The following is a 19,044-nucleotide window of genomic DNA, read 5'->3' as shown; positions in this document are numbered from 1 at the left end:
CAGGCTGTCCAGCCCGGGCAACCCCGGCTTGGGCCCGCGCCGCAGGGGTCTTGTTAATGCCGGGCCTGCGCATTGTCGCCGACCAGAATATTCCCTCAGCGGTGGAGCTGTTCAGTGTCTGGGGTACGGTGCACACCGCGGTCGGCCGCGCGTTGCGGCCAGCGGACGTTGCCGACGCCGATGTGCTGCTGGTGCGTTCGGTCACTGCGGTCAACGAAGAGTTGCTGGCCGGCAGCTCAGTGCGCTTTGTCGGTAGTGCCACTGCCGGACTGGATCATGTCGACACCCAGTATCTGGAAGCTGCCGGTATCAGTTTCGCCGCTGCTCCCGGCGCCAATGCCAACGCGGTGGTGGAGTATGTCCTGGCCGCGATCGCTGCGGTCGGCGACAGCCTGGAGCGCCTGCTGGCAGGTGGCAGGGCAGGAGTGGTCGGTTACGGCCACGTCGGCCGGTTGCTGGTACAGCGCCTGCAGGCGCTGGGCATTGCCAGTCTGCAGTACGACCCGTGGCTGGACGCCGGCGAGCTGCCCCGGCCGGCCGAACTGGAGGCGGTGCTGGATTGCGATGTGGTGACTCTGCACACCTCGCTGACCTACCGCGAGCCCTGGCCCAGTCATCACCTGCTGGGAGCTGCCCAGCTGTCGCGCTTGACGCCGGCGAGCCTGTTGATCAACGCTGGCCGTGGGGCGGTGATAGACAACCACGCCCTGCTCGCCTGCCTGGCCGGCCAGCGGGCGCCCCAGTGCGTACTGGATGTCTGGGAGACGGAGCCGTGGGTGCCACCGCAGCTGCTGGCGCAGGTGAGCTATGGTACGCCGCATATCGCCGGCTACAGTCACGATGCGAAACTGGCGGCGACCCACAGCCTGGCGCGGGCCCTGGCCGGCGCCTTCGATCTCGCGCTGCCCGAAACCGCGACCGGGGAATCCGGACCGCCGCTGGTGATTCCCGCAGCCCTGGAGGGCGTGGACCTGCTGCGCCACCTGTTGCAACTGCGCTACGACCTGGTTGCGGATGACCGGCGCCTGCGCGACACGCTGCGCGGTCTCGCCACCGCCGAAGCCGGCTACAGCTTCGACCGTCTGCGGCGGGACTATCCCGTGCGGCGTGAACTGGCAGGCAGTACCGTGGTGCTGGCCAACAGCAATCAGGCGCCGCTGGCGCGGGCACTGGGATGCCAGGTGGAACTCTCCGCCCCGTCCGAGCTGCCGTCGTGATCCAGATCGGGTTCGGACTCGACTGGACGCGGAGCTTTCCGGTCGGGTCCGTTTTCCCCGAATTCTGGACACAAAAAAAGGGGCTCAAAGCCCCTTTTCTGAAGGATCTGCGGAAACCGTTAATGCCACAGACCGATATCTGGAGCGGGAAACCGGGTTCGAACCGGCGACCTCAACCTTGGCAAGGTTGCGCTCTACCAACTGAGCTATTCCCGCTAAATAAAACCTTTCCTGACTACTTAGCCCCGGTCGCCGGTACCCGGCGAGGCTGGGCGCCCCCCCTCCACCATGGCAAGGTTGCGCTCTACCAACTGAGCTATTCCCGCTGAATGCCATCACATTCTACTACAAAAACTTGAAGAGTGGCGTCCCCTAGGGGTTCGAACCCCTGTTACCGCCGTGAAAGGGCAGTGTCCTAGGCCACTAGACGAAGGGGACGCAGTAAGCTCAATCAAGAGGCGCGCATTTTAGGTAGAGACGGCGGGGAGGTCAATAGCTGGAAGGTGATTTTTGCGGCCAATCTCAGGCCAGTGGCAGCCGGGCGCTGGCCTCGCCGGAGTAATCAAACACCTCGCCCCGGGCTGCGGCGGCGTGGCGCTCGTCATCCAGGGTCTGGAACAGCCGGATCTCCTCGTCTGCCATCACGTGCAGGCAGTCGCGGCCCAGAAACCAGAGCAGGCTGCGCGGCAGGGTGGGGGCAAACTCGGGATGGTGGCTGAACAGACGCTGGACCAGTTCCGGACCCTCGAGGTACAGGTCGCCGTCACTTTCGCCCAGGCGGGAGAACTCGGACGCAAGCTGCCGCAGCGGGTTCTCCGGGTCCAGGGACTGGCTGCGCTGGCCGAGCGTGTCGCTGAATTGCCGCCACAGTTGACGGCAGTACTGCAGGTATTGGGTATCGTTCATCGTGTCGTTTGGCGCGCCGAATACAGGTACAATGACGGGCTTTTATGCTCCGGGGAAATCATCTGCCAACCATGATACCAGCACTGACCATTGAAAATCTCGCCAAGTCCTACAGCGGCGGCCTGCAAGCTCTCAAAGGCATCAGCCTGGAGGTGGAGCAAGGGGATTTTTTCGCCCTGCTGGGTCCCAACGGCGCGGGCAAGTCCACCACTATTGGCATCATCTGTTCGCTGGTGTCCAAGACCAGTGGCAGGGTGGCGGTATATGGCACCGACATCGATCAGGATTTCGCAGGCGCCAAGAAGAACATCGGTATCGTGCCACAGGAATTCAACTTCAACGTGTTCGAGAAGGTGCTGGACATCCTGGTCAACCAGGCCGGTTACTATGGCCTGCCCCGGGAACTGGCCGAGCAGCGCGCGGAGAAATACCTGAAGGAGCTGGGCCTGTGGGACAAGCGCAACGTCGCTTCCAGGATGTTGTCGGGTGGTATGAAGCGGCGCCTGATGATCGCGCGTGCACTGGTACATGAACCCCGCCTGCTGATCCTCGACGAGCCTACCGCCGGTGTCGATATCGAGATGCGACGCTCGATGTGGGACTTCCTGAAAAAGCTGAACCAGGAGGGAACCACCGTCATCCTGACCACCCACTACCTGGAGGAGGCCGAGGCGTTGTGTCGCAATATCGCCATCATTAACCACGGTGAAATCGTCGAGCACAGTTCCGTGCGCAACCTGTTGCGCCGCCTGCACCGGGAAGTGTTCATATTTGACTGCGTCGATCCGCTGCCCGATACCATCGCGATGACAGGCTTTACCCTGCGCCGGATCGATGATCACAGCCTCGAGATCGAGGTGCAGAAGGGGCAACACATCAACGAAGTCTTCGATCGCCTGAATGAGGCCGGCATCCGCATCAGCAGCATGCGCAACCGCGCCAACCGGCTGGAAGAAATGTTCGTGACCCTGGTAGAGGGCGTGGCATGAACTGGCGCGAACAGTACACGGCCCTCATGACCCTGCTGCGCAAGGAGATCAGGCGCTACCTGCGGATCTGGACCCAGACCCTGCTGCCGTCGGCGATTACCATGTCACTGTACTTTGTGATCTTCGGTTCCCTGATCGGCTCCCGCATCGGGGAGATGGGGGGCTTCACCTACATGGAATTCGTGGTGCCGGGCCTGATCATGATGGCGATCGTCACCAACTCCTATTCCAATGTGGTGTCCTCCTTTTTCGGCTCCAAGTTCAACCACAGTGTGGAGGAGCTGCTGGTGTCGCCCACGCCCAACTACATCATCCTGCTTGGCTACGTGCTCGGCGGCGCCAGCCGCGGGCTGCTGGTGGCCATCGTGGTGTCGCTGGTCTCGCTGTTCTTCACCCATCTGCAGATCCACAACCTGTTTGTGGTAGTGGTCATTGTCCTGATGACGTCGACTCTGTTCGCGCTGGCCGGCTTCATCAACGCGGTATATGCCAACAATTTCGATGATATTTCCATCGTTCCCACTTTCGTGCTGACCCCGCTGATCTACCTGGGCGGCGTGTTCTATTCCATGGAACTGTTGCCCACCTTCTGGGCCAATGTCTCCAAACTGAATCCACTGGTGTATGTGGTGAACGCCTTTCGGTACGGTGTGCTGGGCGTGAGCGATGTCAGTCTGACCATTGCCTTCGGCATGATTGCACTGTTTACCGTGCTGGCCTGGTGCTACAGCCTGCACTTGCTCAATACCGGCAAGCGCCTGCGCCAGTAGGCGGCGATGAGCATGGACTCCCGTGAACTGCCGCTGGGCAAGCAGACCCCGCCCGCCACCCATTACAGCCCCGGATTGCTGTTCCCGCTGCCCCGCCGCGAGGGACGCGACAAACTCGGACTGGCCGAGCCCCTGCCGTTCCACGGGGTGGACATCTGGCATGCCTATGAACTGTCCTGGCTGGACAACACCGACAGAGCCCAGGTGCGGGTGGGGCGCTTTGCCATTCCGGCCAACACCCCGATGATCATTGAGTCCAAGTCCTTCAAGCTGTACCTGAACTCTCTCAACAACAGCGTATTCGATGACGATGCCGCGGCCCGGGCCTGCATCACCCGCGACGTCAGTGAAGCCTGTGGCGGCGAAGTGCAGTTGACCCTGTTGCAGATGGATGAACTGGATGCACTCGGCAACCAGCCGCCCGGTCATTGCATCGACAGCGCCGCCGGCCGCTGGCCCCGCCGCGAGCCCGACGCCGGCATGCTGCAGGCCGGCCCTGACATTCGCGAGGAACAGCTCTACAGTCATCTGCTGCGCTCCCTGTGCCCTGTCACCGGCCAGCCCGACTGGGCCACCGTCTGGCTGCACTACCGCGGCCCCGCGCTGGACCACGCTGCGCTGCTGAGCTATATCCTCGCCTACCGCGAACACCAGGAATTCCACGAACAGTGCGTTGAACGGATGTTCCGCGACATCCACAGCCACTGCCAACCCGACTTCCTGCACCTGCAAGCCTTCTACACCCGCCGCGGCGGCCTCGACATCAACCCATTCCGCAGCACCAGCGCCAATCAGCCCGCCTGGCTGCGGCTGGCACGGCAGTAATCGGCCAAAAGACCACCCCGGGGACTGGAAACCGCCCCCGGTTATGGTATTATCCGCGCCCTTACGGTGAGGTGGCCGAGTGGTCGAAGGCGCACGCCTGGAAAGTGTGTAACGGGCAACCGTTCGAGAGTTCGAATCTCTCCCTCACCGCCACTATGGATACCAAGTTACTGATTTTTATAGATTAATAAGCGCTGTATAAATAGTTACCAACAAAGAATCCAACATACCGCCCCCACCTATAGCAGCCAGACCATATCACCTGAAAATGGTGCTTTCCTGCCGTTTGGGGTGCGATGTCCACACCACTGCCCGCCCAATCATACGACTCGATCCAATATTTGCACCAGACGAGCTAGTAATCAGGTTTGAACAAGCCGCTTCGCTACTACCGCCGTAAATCCCCACGGCTGGTCGTGGAACACCCTGTTTCGGCCCGTGCTCAGACTTGTAAAAGTGCAGGAACTGGACTATTACGAGCAGCGGTGATAGGGAGCGGCTGGCGACTTGCGCCCTTACTCCGTCTCTGCCGCAGTGCTATCCCGGCGCTGGATAAAGCGCCCGAAGAAGACTCCGATTTCAAACAATATCCACATGGGCACAGCCAACAGGGCCTGGGAGATGACGTCCGGCGGCGTCAACAACATGCCTACGACGAAACAACCGACGATAATGTAGGGTCGTTTCTTCACCAAGTCTTCCGGGGTTGTGATGCCGGCCCAGATCAGGATCACGGTGGCGATCGGGATCTCGAAGGCGATGCCAAAGGCGAAGAACAGCTTGAGCACGAAATTCAGATAGCTGTTGATGTCCGTCATGATGGCGATGTCGTCCGGCCCGACGCTGGTAAAGAAGCCGAAAATAAGCGGGAACACCACGTAGTAGGCGAAGGCGGCGCCGCCATAAAAGAGCAGCACGCTGGATGCCAGCAGCGGTATTGCGAGCCGCTTTTCATGGCGATACATGCCCGGGGCGATAAAGCTCCAGATCTGATAGAGCAGGTAGGGAATGGCGATGAAAATGGCCGCCACCAGGGTCAGCTTGAAGGGCGTCAGGAAAGGAGAGGCCACCTCGGTGGCGATCATGGTGGAGCCTTCCGGCAGCAGGGCCCGCAGCGGCTCGGAGACAAAGCTGTAGATTTCGTTGGCGAAGGGGAACAGGCAGATAAACACCACCAGCACTGCCAGCAGTGATCGCAGCAGCCGGTCCCTCAGCTCGGTCAGGTGCGCCACCAGCGGCAGTGGCTGGTCGACCGGGTCGTCGCTCATTGGGTGGGGGGCTCCTGCTCGGGGCGGGGGTCGCGCCGGCCTTTGGGGTGCTGACCGCAGCATCTTCGGGTTTGGTCACCGCGGCGACATCTTGCTGGAATTCCCGCTCAGCGTTGGCCACGGTGTTCTTGATCTCATCCCGCGTCTTGCGCAGCTCCTGCAATACCGCGTCATTGCGCAGCTCCTGCTCCACTTCCTGACGGATATCGTTGAAGCCCCGCCGGATCCGGTGCAACCAGGCACTGGCCGTGCGGATGGTTCCCGGCAGCTTTTCCGGACCGATTACCAGCAGGCTCACCACGGCTATGATGACCAGCTCGGCAAAACTGATGTCAAACATGGCCGCGAATCAGGGCTTGCCGCTACTGTCCCTGGGAGTCTGGGCCACGTCCTCTACCTCTGTGTCTACGCTGTCCGGCGGGCCGTCGTCGTCCTTTATGCTCTTGCGAAAACCCTTCACCGCACTGCCGAGGTCGCTGCCCAGGGTGCGCAGGCGCTTGGTGCCAAACAACATGATGACAATTGCCAGAATGATCAGCAATTGCCAGATACTAATACCGCCGATACCCATGTCAGTCTCCGTAATATTCAGTCATGCCGTTGCCAAAACTCCGCTGCTAACCGCGGGACGCCTTGCAGGCATTCCAGCACGGCGGCGGAGTCGAGATTGAGATGGGTCAGCATCACCAGGGTTTGGAACCACAGGTCCGCGACCTCAGCGGCCAGGGCGCGGGGATCATCACCTACATCCTTCGCCAGGATGACCTCCGTCGCCTTCTCACCCCCCTTCTCCAGAATCCTGTTCAGACCCTGGTGATGCAGGCTGGCAACATAGCAACTGGCTGGATCTACCTGTGCGCTGCGCCAGCATGCGATCCTAGATGTGGCAGAATATCACTCATTCTGGCACCCCGTAGATTTCTTGTGGCGATTTCAGGACTTTTTCCGCGACCTGCCCGCTGCCTGAATTCCCGCGTTGGTAGCGATAGTGCTGGCGGCCGGTATGGCAGGTAATCGCCGACCTAAGTCTCCACTACCTACACAAAATCAATAGCCTACAATAACTTTTTCATTTATCCCGACATCTATGACGACGACTTGAAAGTAACGGCAGCGACCACGGCCGCAAAGCGGCTTTCACGTTAGACACTAACGAGAATCTCAATCGACACTGTTGCTCCAATTATTGGCGAGAGGACCGAGGTCCCGGGGCACCTTTATAGTCCCTACCAGCCTGTAGGAGTTGTGTCTGACAGACGTCGTTGAAAGTTGTTTGTAGGGCGAGGTTATGTATTTGGCATGAGCAACCTTTTTGATGGAACTTCCTACTCGCCAATTGGGTCACGAAAATAGCGCTTCCGCCGCGGCGAACGACTGTGGTCTAATAAACCCGCAGTAATTCATGTTTGTTCAAGGCATCTCCATGACATCGTCCACCCGCGGCAAGACACTTTTCCAGCTGGGCTTATGCCTCCTGCTGGTCACAGGCATGGCGGTGTGGTCTACGACCTGGAGCGCACCGGCAGCCGAAGAAGGACTGTTTGAACAGCTTGGGGACCGCTCACCCCTCTTTCTGCTCGGTATCGGCGACAGCCCGTCAGGGGATACCCCCTACGTCCGTGGCGAGACCCACCCATTCACTTTTCGAGCGTCCTCCGCGCTGGTGGCGGGAGCTACCGGCTCTGCCGTTACCCACCCTATCCGGATAGCCAGCTACCCAGTGCTGCCACAGGCACCTCCCGCTCTCACCTGATCTCTTTTCCCGCATGTTGAGTCACCGACTGGCCCAGGCCAGCGGGCGGCTGACCGTGCCGACTGACATCTGAGTGAGAAATCGACAATGAGCAATCGCCTTCATCCGATGAGGATAAACAGGGCCGAAGCGGCCCTGTACCCCGCCGAAAACGCAACCCATGCCTACCTGTTGCTGAATACCACCGGGTTCTCCTTATGAAAATCATTGATTTCATGGGTTCCCGCAAGCTGGCCCTGGCAGTATCGCTACTGCTGATTCTGGTTTCGATCGGTTCATTTATTACCCGCCAACTCAACTGGGGGCTGGACTTCACGGGCGGCACCCTGGTGGAGGTGCACTATAACGACACCGCCGACCTCGGGGGCATTCGCACCCTGCTCCAGGACAGCGGCTTTGCCGGTGCCATCGTCGTGGCCTACGGCAGCGACCGCGACGTGATGATACGCCTACCCCAGGGTGCGTCGGAGGCTGACGGGCCTGCGTTACTACAGACGCTCCAGGGCGGCTTTGCCGGCGAAGTGGAGCTGCGTCGGACTGAGTTTGTCGGTCCGCAGGTGGGCGACGAACTGCGCGAACAGGGCGGCCTTGCAATGCTGTTGGCCTCCGGCCTGATCATGCTCTACATCTCGTTCCGGTTTCAATCCAAGTTTGCCGTGGCAGCTGTCATTGCGCTGGTACACGACGTGATTATCACGCTGGGGTTTTTCTCAGTGACAGGCCTGGAGTTCAATCTGACGGTTTTGGCCGCAATACTGGCCGTGATTGGCTATTCGATCAATGACACCATTGTGGTCTTTGATCGCATCCGCGAGAATTTCCGGAAACTGCGGGATACCTCAGCGATCGTGACCATCAATACCTCTCTGTCGGAGACACTGGGCCGAACACTGGTCACTTCACTGACTACAGTGCTGGTGCTGGTGGCCCTCGCGCTATTCGGGGGCGACATGATCTTCGGCTTTGCGGTGGCGTTGCTGGTGGGGGTGGCGGTGGGTACCTACTCCTCTATCTATATGGCCTCCAGCTTCCTGCTGCTCCTGGGGGTGACCCGGCAGGATCTGATGGTGCCGGTGAAAGAAGGCCTTGATCACGATGACCAAATGCCCTGACGACTCGGTGCCAGGGCGGCTCATGTGGGCCAAGCCGAACTCGCTATGCCAATGTCGTCGTTAACAATATTTTGCGCGGCAATTAGGTAGCCATCCTTGTACACGGAAAGCGGAGCTTTCCGCATGAACACCAGAATCAGGAACAGGTGAAACGCCCGGCTACCCAGAGCGAGCAGAGACCGATAAATTCGTTGACTTCGGTAAGTTCACACTCCAAGATCGATTGCGTCATATTGAGACAGTAGCATGACCAACGGCAACCATCGCTTCGTTCGCGGAAGGATCCAAATGCCTCTGGTAGTGTTTCCATTACTGGCATTGCTACTTGCTTTCCTCTCCTCAATTACCCACCAGCAAGCCTCAGCAGCCCGGGTAGATCATGGGTTGATCGGAACCCTGGATCACCTGGTTGTTGCCAGCCACAACGAGTCTATCAGGGCGCCAAGTGGCAACTCCAAGAACGATGCTGCAGCGGATGGTGATCCGGACCTTCCCGACTGGTCACGTGACAATCCGATGGTCTTGTGGGCCGAGCTTTGTCGCAATACCTGCATCATTACCGCGGGTGCGAGAGTTCCACCGGCAGCCACTCGTTTTCTGACCCCCCTTCTTCGCGCACCCCCTCTGGTGTAGTCCTCCGCTTCTCCATGGCTGTGCATCCAGGCAGTCATACCGGATAGTGATGTTTTCTTTGAGGATTAGCCATGAAATCGTTGCATTTACGAGCCGTAGTCTACGGGCTGGTGACTGTGCTCGGGTTGTTGAGTGCGTTACCAAACCTTCTTTCCCCCACTGTGTCCGAGAAGTTGCCGGACTGGTACCAGCGGAACACCATTTCCCTGGGGCTGGACCTTCAGGGTGGCTCACACCTGCTTCTGGAAGCGGATATCCAGGAACTGTTTGCCAGCGAGCACGAAGCGGTTGCCGGCGAATTGACGACATCCCTACGTGAGGTGGGCGTTCGCTACGGGCGAGTCCAGATTACCAATAAGGGTATAGAACTGCCGGTGCGTCAGCCCGACCGGGTGTCCCAAGCGGCCGACCTTGCTCGTGAGCTGGCCATGGATACGCCGGATGGCACGCGCCGGTTCGACGTTGATGCCAACGGCGGGCGCCTGGTGCTGACTCTAACCGAGTCCTGGCGCGAGAGTGTTTCCCGGGATGCGGTGGAGCGAAGCCTGGAAGTGGTCAGGCGGCGGCTGGACGAAACTGGACTGGTAGAGCCCAGTATCACTCGCCAGGGCAGCGATGGGATTCTGGTACAGATGCCGGGAGTTGCCGACCCGAGCGAGATCCGTGAATTGCTCGGTACCACGGCGAAAATGACGTTCCACTGGGCTGCCCGGGAGACGGCGGAGAAAGATATAGCAACGACCACTCTGCCGGGAGCCTATGAAGACAGGCAATATAAACTGGAAAAACGGGTCGCGATGGCAGGCGAGCACATCCGCGATGCCCGCATGGCCTTCAATCCGGATACGAACGAACCGACAGTCAATTTCAAACTGGACGACAAAGGTGCCCGGTTGTTTGGGGACATGACCGGGAATAATATTGGTCGGCCCCTGGCCATCGTGCTGGATGGTGAAGTGATTACAGCGCCGGTGATCCGCAGCGCCATTGGCGCTAGCGGGGAGATCAGCGGTGGATTTACCACAAAAGAAGCCAGTAACCTGGCCCTGCTGCTACGGGCTGGCGCCTTGCCGGCCCCCTTGCATGTGGTAGAGGAACGTACAGTTGGCCCTGACCTGGGCAGTGACGCCATCGCCATGGGACTGACCACCGGTGTGCTGGGCGCAGCCATGGTGATTGCCTTCATGATAGGGCTTTACGGACGCTGGGGGCTAATCGCCTGTGTGGGACTGACGGTGAACATTGGGCTGGTCTTCGGTATATTGAGCCTGCTGGGGGCAACCCTGACCCTACCGGGTATTGCCGGAATTATCCTCACCATTGGCATGGCGGTGGATGCCAATATTCTGATCAACGAGCGTATCCGCGAAGAATCCCGCCGGGGCAAGCCAGCCTGGATTGCCCTACGAGAGGGATTTGGCAAGGCCTACAGGACGATTTTGGACTCCAACGTCACTACCCTGATCGCGGTCAGTCTGCTGTTCCTGTTTGGCAGTGGTCCGGTCCGAGGCTTTGCCGTCACCATTGGTATAGGGCTGGTGACTTCCCTGTTCACGGCGATAGCGGTCACCCGCCTGATTATGGAGTGGCGCATCCGAGGCTGTGAGCGGGAACCTTTGATGATTTCAGGCATTGCCTTGCTTGACCGCCTGAGTGAGCGGGGCGTGAATTTCATGCGCGGTCGCGTGATAGGTCTCGTGGTATCGGCAGTGCTCTCCATTGCGGCGATCGCTCTGTTTGTGCAGCCGGGGCTGGAATACGGCGTTGATTTTACCGGCGGTACGGTTGTGGAGGTACAGGCCCAAGGGTTAACCGTGGATCAACTGCGAACCACTCTGCAGGCGCAAGACCTTGAGGACGCTGCTATTCAGGAAGCTGGCGCTGAGGGGCGCTTTCTCATCCGTCTGCCAGCAGACCAGGGCGCACCGGGCGCGACGGGGGGACAGGTGGCATTGCTCAAAACCGCGGTCACAGCGGTCGAGCCGAATGCCGAATTCCCGAAGGTGGATATGGTGGGGCCGAAAGTCAGCGGTGGCTTCAGTGATGCCACCATTCTGGCCATCCTGTTGGCCGGTGCCGGTATGTTGGCGTACCTTTGGTTCCGCTTCGAGTCCCATTTCGCTTGGGCCGCAACACTAACCATTGCGCTGGATCTCACCAAAACCATCGGATTTTTCGCCCTTGCTGGCGTGGAGTTCAACCTGACAGCGGTCGCGGCGCTGCTTGCGCTGATGGGATATTCAGTTAACGATAAGGTGGTGGTGTTTGACCGCATCCGCGAAAACATGCGAATAACACCCGATCGGCCAATGCTGGAGCTGTTAAACGAGAGTATCTCCTCAACATTGACACGCACCGTGTTTACCTCAGTAACGACCTTTCTGGCACTGTTGCCCATGGGCCTTGCCGGTGGAGCGGCCGTGGCGAGTTTTGCCTTGCCTATGCTGTTCGGCATTGTGATTGGCACCAGCTCCTCGGTCTTTATTGCGTCGCCGATCCTGTATTATCTGGGTCAGCGGCGGGCCAGGAAGGGGCTGCCCCAGTTGCGGCCGACGGCCGAGGAAATTCGCAAGGAACTGGAACTCATACCCTAAGGAGGTTACTGATGCCAAGGCAGACACGGTTAAACAAGGTGACAATGCATGTTTGCCATTGACCAGCTGATACTTCTGGCGGCCATTCTGATCCTGTTTGGCATTGTGTCGAGCAAACTGTCGGCTCGGCTTGGCCTGCCGGTGCTGGTATTGTTCCTGCTGACCGGGATGTTGGCGGGTGAGAGCGGCATCGGGGGCATTAAGTTCGACAACCCGAATGCCGCCCACGCCCTGGGCACCCTGGCGCTGGCCATGATCCTCTTTGATGGCGGTCTTCAGACACCGATTGCTTCAATAAAACTGGTGTGGAAGCCCGCCTCCGTGCTGGCGACCCTCGGAGTGCTGGTCACAGCTGCAATAACCGGGCTTGCAGCCGCCTATATTCTCGACCTGCCGATGCTGCAAGGACTGTTGCTCGGCGCCATTGTCGGCTCCACCGACGCGGCCGCCGTGTTTTCACTGCTGCGCAATGCGGGTATTCATATTAACCGGCGCCTGAAATCCACGCTGGAAATCGAAAGCGCATCCAACGACCCCATGGCTATCTTCCTCACGGTCGGCCTACTGGAGATACTGGTAAACGACATGGCGGTTGGGGCAGGCCTGCTCCAGTTATTTGTCATGCAGATGGGTATCGGCGCTGTCGTCGGACTGGCTGTCGGGTGGCTTTCCGTACAAGTGATCAATCGAATTCATTTGGTAGCTGCCGGTCTGTACCCGGTGATGGTGACTGCCTGTGGCCTGTTGGCCTTTGGCATCGCTGCCAATCTTGGGGGGAGTGGGTTCCTGGCCATCTTTATTGCCGGGGTGATTGTGGGCAACAGCCGTTTTGTGTTTCAGCGAAGTACCTTCCTGTTTCATGACGGCATGGCCTGGCTTAGCCAGATCACCATGTTCGTTGTGCTGGGGCTGCTTGTTAATCCTTTGTCGTTGCTGGAGGTCTGGCTGGAAGGCCTGATGATCGCTCTGGTTCTTGTCTTTGTCGCCAGGCCGGCGGTGGTGGCGCCGGTGTTAAAGGCGTTTGGTTTCAATAGTCGGGAAATAGCACTGGTGTCCTGGGTGGGATTACGGGGGTCAGTGCCTATTATTCTGGCCATTTTTCCGTTAATTTTTGGCCTGCCTGAGGCCCCGCTCATCTTCAACGTCGTATTCTTCGTTGTGCTTATCTCTGCAACCGTTCAGGGCTCAACGCTGCCGTGGGCTGCGCGAAAGCTCGGCCTGACGGACAAGCCCCCGGCGCAGCCCGCCGCGACTCTGGAGATCACAGCGTTGGGCGATGTAGATGCGGAAATTGTGGAATACACGCTGGGCGAAAATCCAAGAGCAGCGGGTCGCCTGCTGTCGAGGATGGCACTGCCAGACAGCACCGTGGTGGCAATGATCACCCGCGCGTCGGATGTGATTCCACCCCGGGGCTCAACGCGGTTGTACGCTGGAGATCATCTATTCGTCGTTCTCCGTCCGGACATACGGCCTTTCGTCGACTGTGTTTTTTCGCAGGCGCTGGAAGTAAGCCGCAGTGAGCTGCCATCCGGCAAACTCCGTCTGAAAGGCAGCACCCGAATTGATGATGTCTTGGGCTCCTATGGCATTTACCTGGGGGAGGAAGGCGGGCTGACTCTGGACCAGATGATCAAAAGAGAGTTGGCCGATAGAGAGCCCTCAGTGGGGTCGGAGTTGATGATTGAAGGCATACGGATTCAGGTCAGCAATATGCTTGGTCATCGAATCAGTACGGTAAGTCTGATACCTGCCGCTTGATCAGAATCCCGATAGTCCGAAAATTCCACCGATTTATGCAGATGGGTAACTGATGGACGCAATATGGATGTGGGTAGGGTTCAACCTATTTGTCGTTGCGTTGCTTGCCTTGGATCTCGGTTTTTTACATCGAGGTGAACAGCAGATAACCGTCAGACATGCATTGTGGCTCAGCTTTGGTTATGTCGTGCTTGCAATGATATTTGCGGCTGGCATGTTTGTCTTCATGGGAGAAACGGAGGGGTATCAGTTCGTCACCGGTTACCTGATTGAAAAGAGCCTTAGTGTCGACAATATTTTTGTCTTCGTGCTGATCTTCACTCACTTCGCTGTCCCCCTGCAGTATCAATACCGTGTGCTCTTCTGGGGCATTCTGGGTGCCCTGGTGATGCGGGGCACGCTGATTCTGGTTGGCGCTTCGATTATCAACGCATTCCATTGGGTTATCTATTTCTTCGGTGCTTTCCTGGTCTTCACCGGGATTAAAATGCTGGTGACGGTCAGTCAGGAGCCCGACGTCGATAACAACCGTATCGTGCGGTTTATACGCCGGCGTTTTAGGGTTACACAGGAGTTCTCGGGGTCTCGTTTCTTTGTGACGGTTGAGGGCGTTCGTTATATGACGCCGCTATTCCTGGTGCTGATCCTCATCGAACTAACAGATGTTGTTTTTGCTCTGGACTCGATTCCGGCGATCTTCGCCATAACCACGGACCCCTTCATAGTCTATACGTCGAACGTATTTGCGATCCTGGGACTGCGGGCGCTCTACTTTGCGTTGGCAGGCATCATCCACCGCTTCCATTATCTGAAGTACGGATTGTCGCTGGTGCTGGTTATCGTCGGGGTAAAGATGGTACTCAACGCCTGGTTCGGAACCAAGGTCATTCCTACCGAAATCGCATTGCTCATAACCGGGATCCTTATCGGTGGCAGCATCCTGTTTTCCATATGGAAGACAAGACACCTGAAAGCAGATGAAGCAGCGCAAAGGGCAAGCGAGTGGTGGATACCAGGCAGCCCACCTAAAAGAGAACCCAAGCAGCGTGGGAAACCGGAGGCATAGCCAGATCACTTTAAGCAGTTATGTTGACTGGGGGTAAATGAAGATAAATTCAGTTTCCAGGACCCATGTGGGCTTTCAGAGCAGCGTCATCGCGGCGAGCCACCCGGCCGAAATCGTTGCGGTGAAGGCGTTGAGGCGAGGTGCTCGCCAAATGGCCGCAAACAGGAAAATATTGTAAGGGAGTGGGGCAAAATGCAGTGCGACTGCAAGTCCGATATGAGCGTCTAACACGATGGCTATCAGGGCCAAAAAAGTCATTACCAGGTTAATCAAGGTACCGGTGCCCAGCATGTCCCGCCACAGCATCACACGCAGGGGAACTTGACCACGCCAACGGCTAGCGAAGAAATTCATACCCGGAGGCTCTCTCATTGCATGACCTGCGCAACCAGAGAAACAGCTGCGTTGAACATCGCGAACACGGTCCTTGACAATCCAATTGTCGCCAGGATGGCTATAACCAAGCCCACCAGTTGAAGCCAATCCGCCCGTATTCGAGTTCGTTTAGCTCGCCCGTCCACGCTCGTCGAGTAGCTCGGGAATGGTCATTACGGGGCAGCGGCCGCTGGCAGCACTCGTTTCAGGATGTCAGCAAGCGTTACAACGCCCCTCATGCGGCCTCCGCTCATGACGACGGCAAGCTGCACGCTGGCCTTTCGCATGCGGGTGAGCGCCTCGTAGACTGGCGTTTTGGCGTCGAGTATAAAAGCTTTCCGCGCGATCTCATGGGCGAGCCGATCAGTTGGCTCTAACAGGGTATCGCGTACGTGAACCACTGCGGGCTTAATCCCACTGGCGCCGAGTACCAGGATCCGCAGGTGGCCCGACTGGATCGCGACACCGCGAATATCCGCTACCGTAGCGCCCCGCACAACGTGCGCCGGCGTTTCGCCCTCGGTTATCAAGGATTCCAAGGGCAGCGAGCCCAAATCGATCAAGCCCGAGAGCTGCTGCTGCATCTGGGGTTTGAGCGTGCCGACCTTACCCGAGTGTTCAACAAGCTGCCGGATGGTGTTGATGTCCTGCCCTCCAACGGCGGCGCTCTCAATGGGTTCAACCCCCGAAGCCTTCACAAGCCAGTTGGCGATCCAATTCACCCAACTGAGCAGCGGGCGCAGAGGCCAGACGTACCCCCTGGAAACGATGCCAATCGCGAGGGCGGACTTTTCCGGGTGCGCGATAGCCCAGGATTTGGGCGCCATCTCGCCGACAACCAGGTGCAGGAAGGTGACAACGAAGAGCGCAAGGCCGAACGCCGCTCCGCCGGCTGCCCAATCCGGTAAGCCGACCGCCAGGAATATGGGGCCGAGCCAGTAGTCGACTGCAGGCTTCGTCACCGCACCGAGGGCGAAGGTACAGAAGGTGATGCCCAACTGAGCTCCGGCAAGCATCAAGGTCAAGTCATTCATACCGCGCAGCGCGGCTCGAGCAGAAGGGCTGTTCTCCGCCAGCTCCTCCAGGCGGTGACGGCGGGCACCGAGCAAAGCGAATTCAATGATGACAAAGAAGCCGCTCAGGGCGATGAGTGCGATGGTCACCAGCGTGACAGTCAACGGATCGTTCATCGGTCTTCCTCGGTTATTGGCACATCAACCAGCCGCACACGGACCTCGGTGGGAATGTGCCGTTCAATACGCAGGACATCAACAACGAGCCGGCGGCGCACTGGGTCCTCGGAAGCGAGTTCGGCAGCTTCGACAGGTAGATCAACGTTTACAGTATCACCCTCCGTCGGCAGTGCTCCGAGCTCCGCGATGAGCATGCCTGCCATGGTCTCGACATCGCCACGCGGCAGACGATGGCCGATGGCCCGCTCAACCTCGTCAAGATGCACGTCGCCCTCCATGACCCAGGTGTCGCTACCTTCCGGTACAACGGCCTCGCTGATTTCATCATCGTGCTCGTCAGTTATCTCGCCTACGATTTCCATGGCAAGATCCTCAATCGTGAGAACACCGGCGAAACCACCGTATTCATCAATGATGCAGGCGAGGTGGCTCGTCGACTGAACCAATTGGGTGAGGGCGTCCGGTAGTGGCATCAGCGTGGGCAACACCATGGCGGGCCTCATCACCGAGGCGACAGTCTCATCAGCGTATCCGGAAGCCAGGTGCGTGAGCACGTCGGCCAGGTGCACAACGCCAACCGGCGCATCGTCGTCATCAATTACCGGGTAACGGGTGTGAGCGCGCGCCATCAGACCACGCAATTCTTCGAGCGTTGTCTCAGGGTCAACCCAGTCGACCTGCGATCGGGGCACCATCGCGTGCTCGATGTCGCGCTGCGGAAAATCGAGAATGCGATCCATCATCAGCGAGAGTTCAAGCGGCAGGTCACCGCTGTCGCGCGAGTTGGCGATGATGTGCGGAAGATCGTCGGCGGAGGCACTGACGTCGAGGTCATGCACCGGCTCAATTCGCAGCATACGCAGCAAAAGGTTGGCGGACCTGTCGAAAAAACTGATGAGCCACCCCAAAGCTGACATGTAGATCAAGGTGGAGCGGGCGAGCCCACGGGAGAGCGGTTCAGGATTGGCGATGGCGAGATTCTTGGGGTAGAGCTCGCCGAGAATCATCTGAACAAGCGTGGCAACGACCAGCGCCAATACCGTGCCAACCGTTATGCCTACCTCAACGGACATACCTGTTCCCTGGAGCAGAACCCCCATGGACTCGCCGACAAGTGGCTCAGCGACATAACCCACCATCAGGCCGGTAACGGTAATGCCCAATTGGGCCCCCGAGAGCATAAAACTAGGGCTACTCTGATTTATTCCGATGTTCATTTATAATAGGTCGAGTCCCGAGAACGAGATGAACCTCATGCGCCAAGATTCCTTTTCCGATGCCGGATTCGAGAAATACCGGAAGAAGACTCGCAAAGAGCAGTTTCTGGAAGAAATGGAAACCATCATTCCCTGGAAGGAACTGACCGCTGCTATCGAGCCGTTCTACCCCAAGCCAGAGGGCGCCGGTAGGCGCCCGATCGGTATCGAGCGCATGCTGCGGATCCACTTCATTCAGCACTGGTTCAACCTGTCGGATCCGGCCGCCGAGGAAGCTCTCTATGACTCCCGTTCGTTGCGCCACTTCGTCGGCATCGACCTCGGTCGGGAGTCGGTGCCGGACGAAACCACGATCTGCAAGTTCCGCCACTTGATGGAGAAGCACAACCTGGGTGATCAGCTGTTCCACCTGGTAAATCAGTATTTGCAGGAGAACGGCCTGAAGGTATCCCGCGGTACCATCGTTGACGCCAGCATCATCAGCGCGCCGAGCTCCACCAAGAACAAAAAGAAGGAGCGCGATCCGGAGATGCGTCAGACCCGCAAGGGCAACCAGTGGTACTTCGGCATGAAAGCGCACATCGGGGTAGACAGCCGGACTAAGCTCATCCATTCCGTTGTCGCAACATCTGCCAATGTCCACGATTCCCAGGTATTGCCCGATCTGCTCCACGGCGAGGAAACTCGAGTTTGGGGGGATTCCGCGTACAGCGGGCAAGCACAAGCTATCGCTGATCATGCGCCACGAGCCAAAGACTTCACCCAAGCGAGGGGCAGCCGGAACCGAAAGCTGACTGATGAAGATCGTGCCAGGAACAGGAATAAGTCGCGCGTGCGGGCCAAAGTGGAGCACCAGTTCGGGATCATCAAACGGCAGTTTGGATTCTCGAAAGTCAGATATCGCGGGCTGGATAAAAATGCTCATCGTCTGTTCGTTGCCTGTGCGCTGAGTAACTTGGTAACTGCCAAGCGAGTGCTATTGAAGCGAAGCGTACCGCGATTGCAGGCAAGTTGTGCCTGAAAAGTGGAAACCAGGGAGGAAACCCCATGCGACCCACTGAAATACGGACTATTGCAGACTTTTTGAGCCCGGAACGCCGTGAATTCCAATTTTGAGAAGTGGTGCGTCATGAGTTCCTTATATTTTCACCGATTAATCAGATGATCCCTAGCAGGCTGCTGAAAAAGGCATGATTTTGACGCACTCAACTTCCTCGTCGTTCCGTGTCCCAAGTTTGGTCAACGGCGAGTCGGATTCGTGGCAACTTCACCGGATTGGGGATTCGGGGCCGATTTCCGCTGTGACAAGGTCCTTCATAGCCTCTATCGCCTCCATAAGCCGCTCATGGGCGCTATCGATTCCCC

At 58.4% G+C, this 19,044-nt stretch carries 18 protein-coding genes, 3 tRNA genes and 1 pseudogene; 12 read left to right on the top strand and 10 right to left on the bottom strand.

Annotated features, from left to right (window positions below; translation table 11 throughout):
* The first annotated feature begins 56 nt into the window (after nucleotides 1-56).
* Complete coding sequence (locus G3T16_RS02080) at nucleotides 57-1,217, top strand: 4-phosphoerythronate dehydrogenase (RefSeq protein WP_163493621.1); 1,161 nt, start codon at nucleotides 57-59, stop codon at nucleotides 1,215-1,217.
* A gap of 140 nt (nucleotides 1,218-1,357) precedes the next feature.
* On the opposite strand, the gene G3T16_RS02075 is transcribed toward G3T16_RS02080, so the two are convergent.
* The 3 genes from G3T16_RS02075 to G3T16_RS02065 all read right to left on the bottom strand — a co-directional run bounded on the left by G3T16_RS02075 (nucleotide 1,358) and on the right by G3T16_RS02065 (nucleotide 2,123).
* A tRNA-Gly gene (locus G3T16_RS02075) sits at nucleotides 1,358-1,433 on the bottom strand.
* A 147-nt stretch (nucleotides 1,434-1,580) separates the two neighbouring features.
* Nucleotides 1,581-1,655: transfer RNA gene (locus G3T16_RS02070), tRNA-Glu, on the bottom strand.
* An 84-nt stretch (nucleotides 1,656-1,739) separates the two neighbouring features.
* Nucleotides 1,740-2,123 carry a PA2817 family protein gene (locus G3T16_RS02065; protein WP_163493620.1) on the bottom strand — a complete coding sequence of 128 codons (384 nt, stop codon included), beginning with the start codon at nucleotides 2,121-2,123 and terminating at the stop codon, nucleotides 1,740-1,742.
* Between the two features lie 71 nt (nucleotides 2,124-2,194).
* Between G3T16_RS02065 and G3T16_RS02060 the strand changes: the two genes are divergently transcribed.
* From G3T16_RS02060 to G3T16_RS02045, 4 genes are all read left to right on the top strand, one after another.
* The gene (locus G3T16_RS02060; protein WP_163493619.1) at nucleotides 2,195-3,112 is read left to right on the top strand and encodes an ABC transporter ATP-binding protein; all 918 of its coding nucleotides are present in this window, start codon (nucleotides 2,195-2,197) and stop codon (nucleotides 3,110-3,112) included.
* Nucleotides 3,109-3,882, top strand: a complete 774-nt coding sequence (locus G3T16_RS02055) for an ABC transporter permease (RefSeq protein ID WP_163493618.1) — start codon at nucleotides 3,109-3,111, stop codon at nucleotides 3,880-3,882. The genes G3T16_RS02060 and G3T16_RS02055 overlap by 4 nt, the downstream gene beginning before the upstream one ends.
* 6 nt (nucleotides 3,883-3,888) lie before the next feature.
* Nucleotides 3,889-4,707 carry an NADPH-dependent 7-cyano-7-deazaguanine reductase QueF gene (queF, locus tag G3T16_RS02050; RefSeq protein ID WP_163493617.1) on the top strand — a complete coding sequence of 273 codons (819 nt, stop codon included), beginning with the start codon at nucleotides 3,889-3,891 and terminating at the stop codon, nucleotides 4,705-4,707.
* A 65-nt stretch (nucleotides 4,708-4,772) separates the two neighbouring features.
* Nucleotides 4,773-4,860, top strand: a tRNA-Ser gene (locus G3T16_RS02045).
* A 362-nt stretch (nucleotides 4,861-5,222) separates the two neighbouring features.
* On the opposite strand, the gene tatC is transcribed toward G3T16_RS02045, so the two are convergent.
* The 4 genes and pseudogenes from tatC to G3T16_RS02025 all read right to left on the bottom strand — a co-directional run bounded on the left by tatC (nucleotide 5,223) and on the right by G3T16_RS02025 (nucleotide 6,773).
* Nucleotides 5,223-5,975, bottom strand: a complete 753-nt coding sequence (gene tatC / locus G3T16_RS02040) for a twin-arginine translocase subunit TatC (protein ID WP_163493616.1) — start codon at nucleotides 5,973-5,975, stop codon at nucleotides 5,223-5,225.
* A gap of 154 nt (nucleotides 5,976-6,129) precedes the next feature.
* A pseudogene (tatB, locus tag G3T16_RS02035) lies at nucleotides 6,130-6,315 on the bottom strand (Sec-independent protein translocase protein TatB); the annotation flags it as partial.
* A 9-nt stretch (nucleotides 6,316-6,324) separates the two neighbouring features.
* Nucleotides 6,325-6,546 (bottom strand): twin-arginine translocase TatA/TatE family subunit, encoded by a 222-nt coding sequence (gene tatA, locus G3T16_RS02030; protein ID WP_163493615.1) that lies wholly within the window; start codon nucleotides 6,544-6,546, stop codon nucleotides 6,325-6,327.
* A gap of 17 nt (nucleotides 6,547-6,563) precedes the next feature.
* Nucleotides 6,564-6,773, bottom strand: coding sequence for a phosphoribosyl-ATP pyrophosphatase (locus G3T16_RS02025; RefSeq protein WP_408610766.1), 210 nt, complete (start codon nucleotides 6,771-6,773; stop codon nucleotides 6,564-6,566).
* 625 nt (nucleotides 6,774-7,398) lie between these two features.
* On the opposite strand from G3T16_RS02025, the gene G3T16_RS02020 reads away from it, so the two are divergent.
* The 6 genes from G3T16_RS02020 to G3T16_RS01995 all read left to right on the top strand — a co-directional run bounded on the left by G3T16_RS02020 (nucleotide 7,399) and on the right by G3T16_RS01995 (nucleotide 14,894).
* Nucleotides 7,399-7,728, top strand: a complete 330-nt coding sequence (locus G3T16_RS02020; RefSeq protein ID WP_163493614.1) for a hypothetical protein — start codon at nucleotides 7,399-7,401, stop codon at nucleotides 7,726-7,728.
* 197 nt (nucleotides 7,729-7,925) lie between these two features.
* Complete coding sequence (gene secF / locus G3T16_RS02015) at nucleotides 7,926-8,840, top strand: protein translocase subunit SecF (protein WP_163493613.1); 915 nt, start codon at nucleotides 7,926-7,928, stop codon at nucleotides 8,838-8,840.
* Nucleotides 8,841-9,086: 246 nt separating this feature from the next.
* On the top strand, nucleotides 9,087-9,473 hold the full coding sequence (locus G3T16_RS02010) for a hypothetical protein (RefSeq protein ID WP_163493612.1): 387 nt from the start codon (nucleotides 9,087-9,089) through the stop codon (nucleotides 9,471-9,473).
* Nucleotides 9,474-9,544: 71 nt separating this feature from the next.
* Nucleotides 9,545-12,067 (top strand): protein translocase subunit SecD, encoded by a 2,523-nt coding sequence (gene secD / locus G3T16_RS02005; RefSeq protein WP_163493611.1) that lies wholly within the window; start codon nucleotides 9,545-9,547, stop codon nucleotides 12,065-12,067.
* A 48-nt stretch (nucleotides 12,068-12,115) separates the two neighbouring features.
* On the top strand, nucleotides 12,116-13,828 hold the full coding sequence (locus G3T16_RS02000) for a potassium/proton antiporter (protein WP_163493610.1): 1,713 nt from the start codon (nucleotides 12,116-12,118) through the stop codon (nucleotides 13,826-13,828).
* A 52-nt stretch (nucleotides 13,829-13,880) separates the two neighbouring features.
* Nucleotides 13,881-14,894 carry a TerC family protein gene (locus tag G3T16_RS01995; RefSeq protein ID WP_163493609.1) on the top strand — a complete coding sequence of 338 codons (1,014 nt, stop codon included), beginning with the start codon at nucleotides 13,881-13,883 and terminating at the stop codon, nucleotides 14,892-14,894.
* A 75-nt stretch (nucleotides 14,895-14,969) separates the two neighbouring features.
* Here G3T16_RS01995 and G3T16_RS01990 read toward each other — a convergent pair whose 3' ends face one another.
* The 3 genes from G3T16_RS01990 to G3T16_RS01980 form a co-directional block, all read right to left on the bottom strand.
* Entirely contained in the window at nucleotides 14,970-15,248 is a 279-nt protein-coding gene (locus G3T16_RS01990; protein ID WP_163493608.1) for a hypothetical protein, read from the bottom strand.
* A gap of 194 nt (nucleotides 15,249-15,442) precedes the next feature.
* Nucleotides 15,443-16,459: a CNNM domain-containing protein gene (locus tag G3T16_RS01985; protein WP_163493607.1), complete on the bottom strand. Its 1,017-nt coding sequence runs from the start codon at nucleotides 16,457-16,459 to the stop codon at nucleotides 15,443-15,445.
* The gene (locus G3T16_RS01980) at nucleotides 16,456-17,679 is read right to left on the bottom strand and encodes a hemolysin family protein (RefSeq protein WP_163493606.1); all 1,224 of its coding nucleotides are present in this window, start codon (nucleotides 17,677-17,679) and stop codon (nucleotides 16,456-16,458) included. Before G3T16_RS01980 ends, G3T16_RS01985 begins: the two co-directional genes overlap by 4 nt.
* A 37-nt stretch (nucleotides 17,680-17,716) precedes the next feature.
* Here G3T16_RS01980 and G3T16_RS01975 point away from each other — a divergent pair, with 37 nt between their 5' ends.
* Nucleotides 17,717-18,700 (top strand): IS5 family transposase, encoded by a 984-nt coding sequence (locus tag G3T16_RS01975; RefSeq protein WP_163496920.1) that lies wholly within the window; start codon nucleotides 17,717-17,719, stop codon nucleotides 18,698-18,700.
* Nucleotides 18,701-19,044 lie beyond the last annotated feature (344 nt).

The organism is Kineobactrum salinum, assembly GCF_010669285.1.
Taxonomy (GTDB): domain Bacteria; phylum Pseudomonadota; class Gammaproteobacteria; order Pseudomonadales; family Halieaceae; genus Kineobactrum; species Kineobactrum salinum.
Note: the sequence above shows the minus strand (reverse complement) of the source record. Positions and strands in the feature narration are given on the sequence as shown.

What these genes read in the sequence shown, in the direction of transcription:
- G3T16_RS02080 (WP_163493621.1), top strand. Translation starts at nt 57, where the DNA reads ATGCCGGGCCTGCGCATTGTCGCCGACCAGAATATTCCCTCAGCGGTG.
- G3T16_RS02065 (WP_163493620.1), bottom strand. Translation starts at nt 2,123, where the DNA reads ATGAACGATACCCAATACCTGCAGTACTGCCGTCAACTGTGGCGGCAA.
- G3T16_RS02060 (WP_163493619.1), top strand. Translation starts at nt 2,195, where the DNA reads ATGATACCAGCACTGACCATTGAAAATCTCGCCAAGTCCTACAGCGGC.
- G3T16_RS02055 (WP_163493618.1), top strand. Translation starts at nt 3,109, where the DNA reads ATGAACTGGCGCGAACAGTACACGGCCCTCATGACCCTGCTGCGCAAG.
- queF (WP_163493617.1), top strand. Translation starts at nt 3,889, where the DNA reads ATGAGCATGGACTCCCGTGAACTGCCGCTGGGCAAGCAGACCCCGCCC.
- tatC (WP_163493616.1), bottom strand. Translation starts at nt 5,975, where the DNA reads ATGAGCGACGACCCGGTCGACCAGCCACTGCCGCTGGTGGCGCACCTG.
- tatA (WP_163493615.1), bottom strand. Translation starts at nt 6,546, where the DNA reads ATGGGTATCGGCGGTATTAGTATCTGGCAATTGCTGATCATTCTGGCA.
- G3T16_RS02020 (WP_163493614.1), top strand. Translation starts at nt 7,399, where the DNA reads ATGACATCGTCCACCCGCGGCAAGACACTTTTCCAGCTGGGCTTATGC.
- secF (WP_163493613.1), top strand. Translation starts at nt 7,926, where the DNA reads ATGAAAATCATTGATTTCATGGGTTCCCGCAAGCTGGCCCTGGCAGTA.
- G3T16_RS02010 (WP_163493612.1), top strand. Translation starts at nt 9,087, where the DNA reads ATGACCAACGGCAACCATCGCTTCGTTCGCGGAAGGATCCAAATGCCT.
- secD (WP_163493611.1), top strand. Translation starts at nt 9,545, where the DNA reads ATGAAATCGTTGCATTTACGAGCCGTAGTCTACGGGCTGGTGACTGTG.
- G3T16_RS02000 (WP_163493610.1), top strand. Translation starts at nt 12,116, where the DNA reads ATGTTTGCCATTGACCAGCTGATACTTCTGGCGGCCATTCTGATCCTG.
- G3T16_RS01995 (WP_163493609.1), top strand. Translation starts at nt 13,881, where the DNA reads ATGGACGCAATATGGATGTGGGTAGGGTTCAACCTATTTGTCGTTGCG.
- G3T16_RS01990 (WP_163493608.1), bottom strand. Translation starts at nt 15,248, where the DNA reads ATGAATTTCTTCGCTAGCCGTTGGCGTGGTCAAGTTCCCCTGCGTGTG.
- G3T16_RS01985 (WP_163493607.1), bottom strand. Translation starts at nt 16,459, where the DNA reads ATGAACGATCCGTTGACTGTCACGCTGGTGACCATCGCACTCATCGCC.
- G3T16_RS01980 (WP_163493606.1), bottom strand. Translation starts at nt 17,679, where the DNA reads ATGAACATCGGAATAAATCAGAGTAGCCCTAGTTTTATGCTCTCGGGG.
- G3T16_RS01975 (WP_163496920.1), top strand. Translation starts at nt 17,717, where the DNA reads ATGCGCCAAGATTCCTTTTCCGATGCCGGATTCGAGAAATACCGGAAG.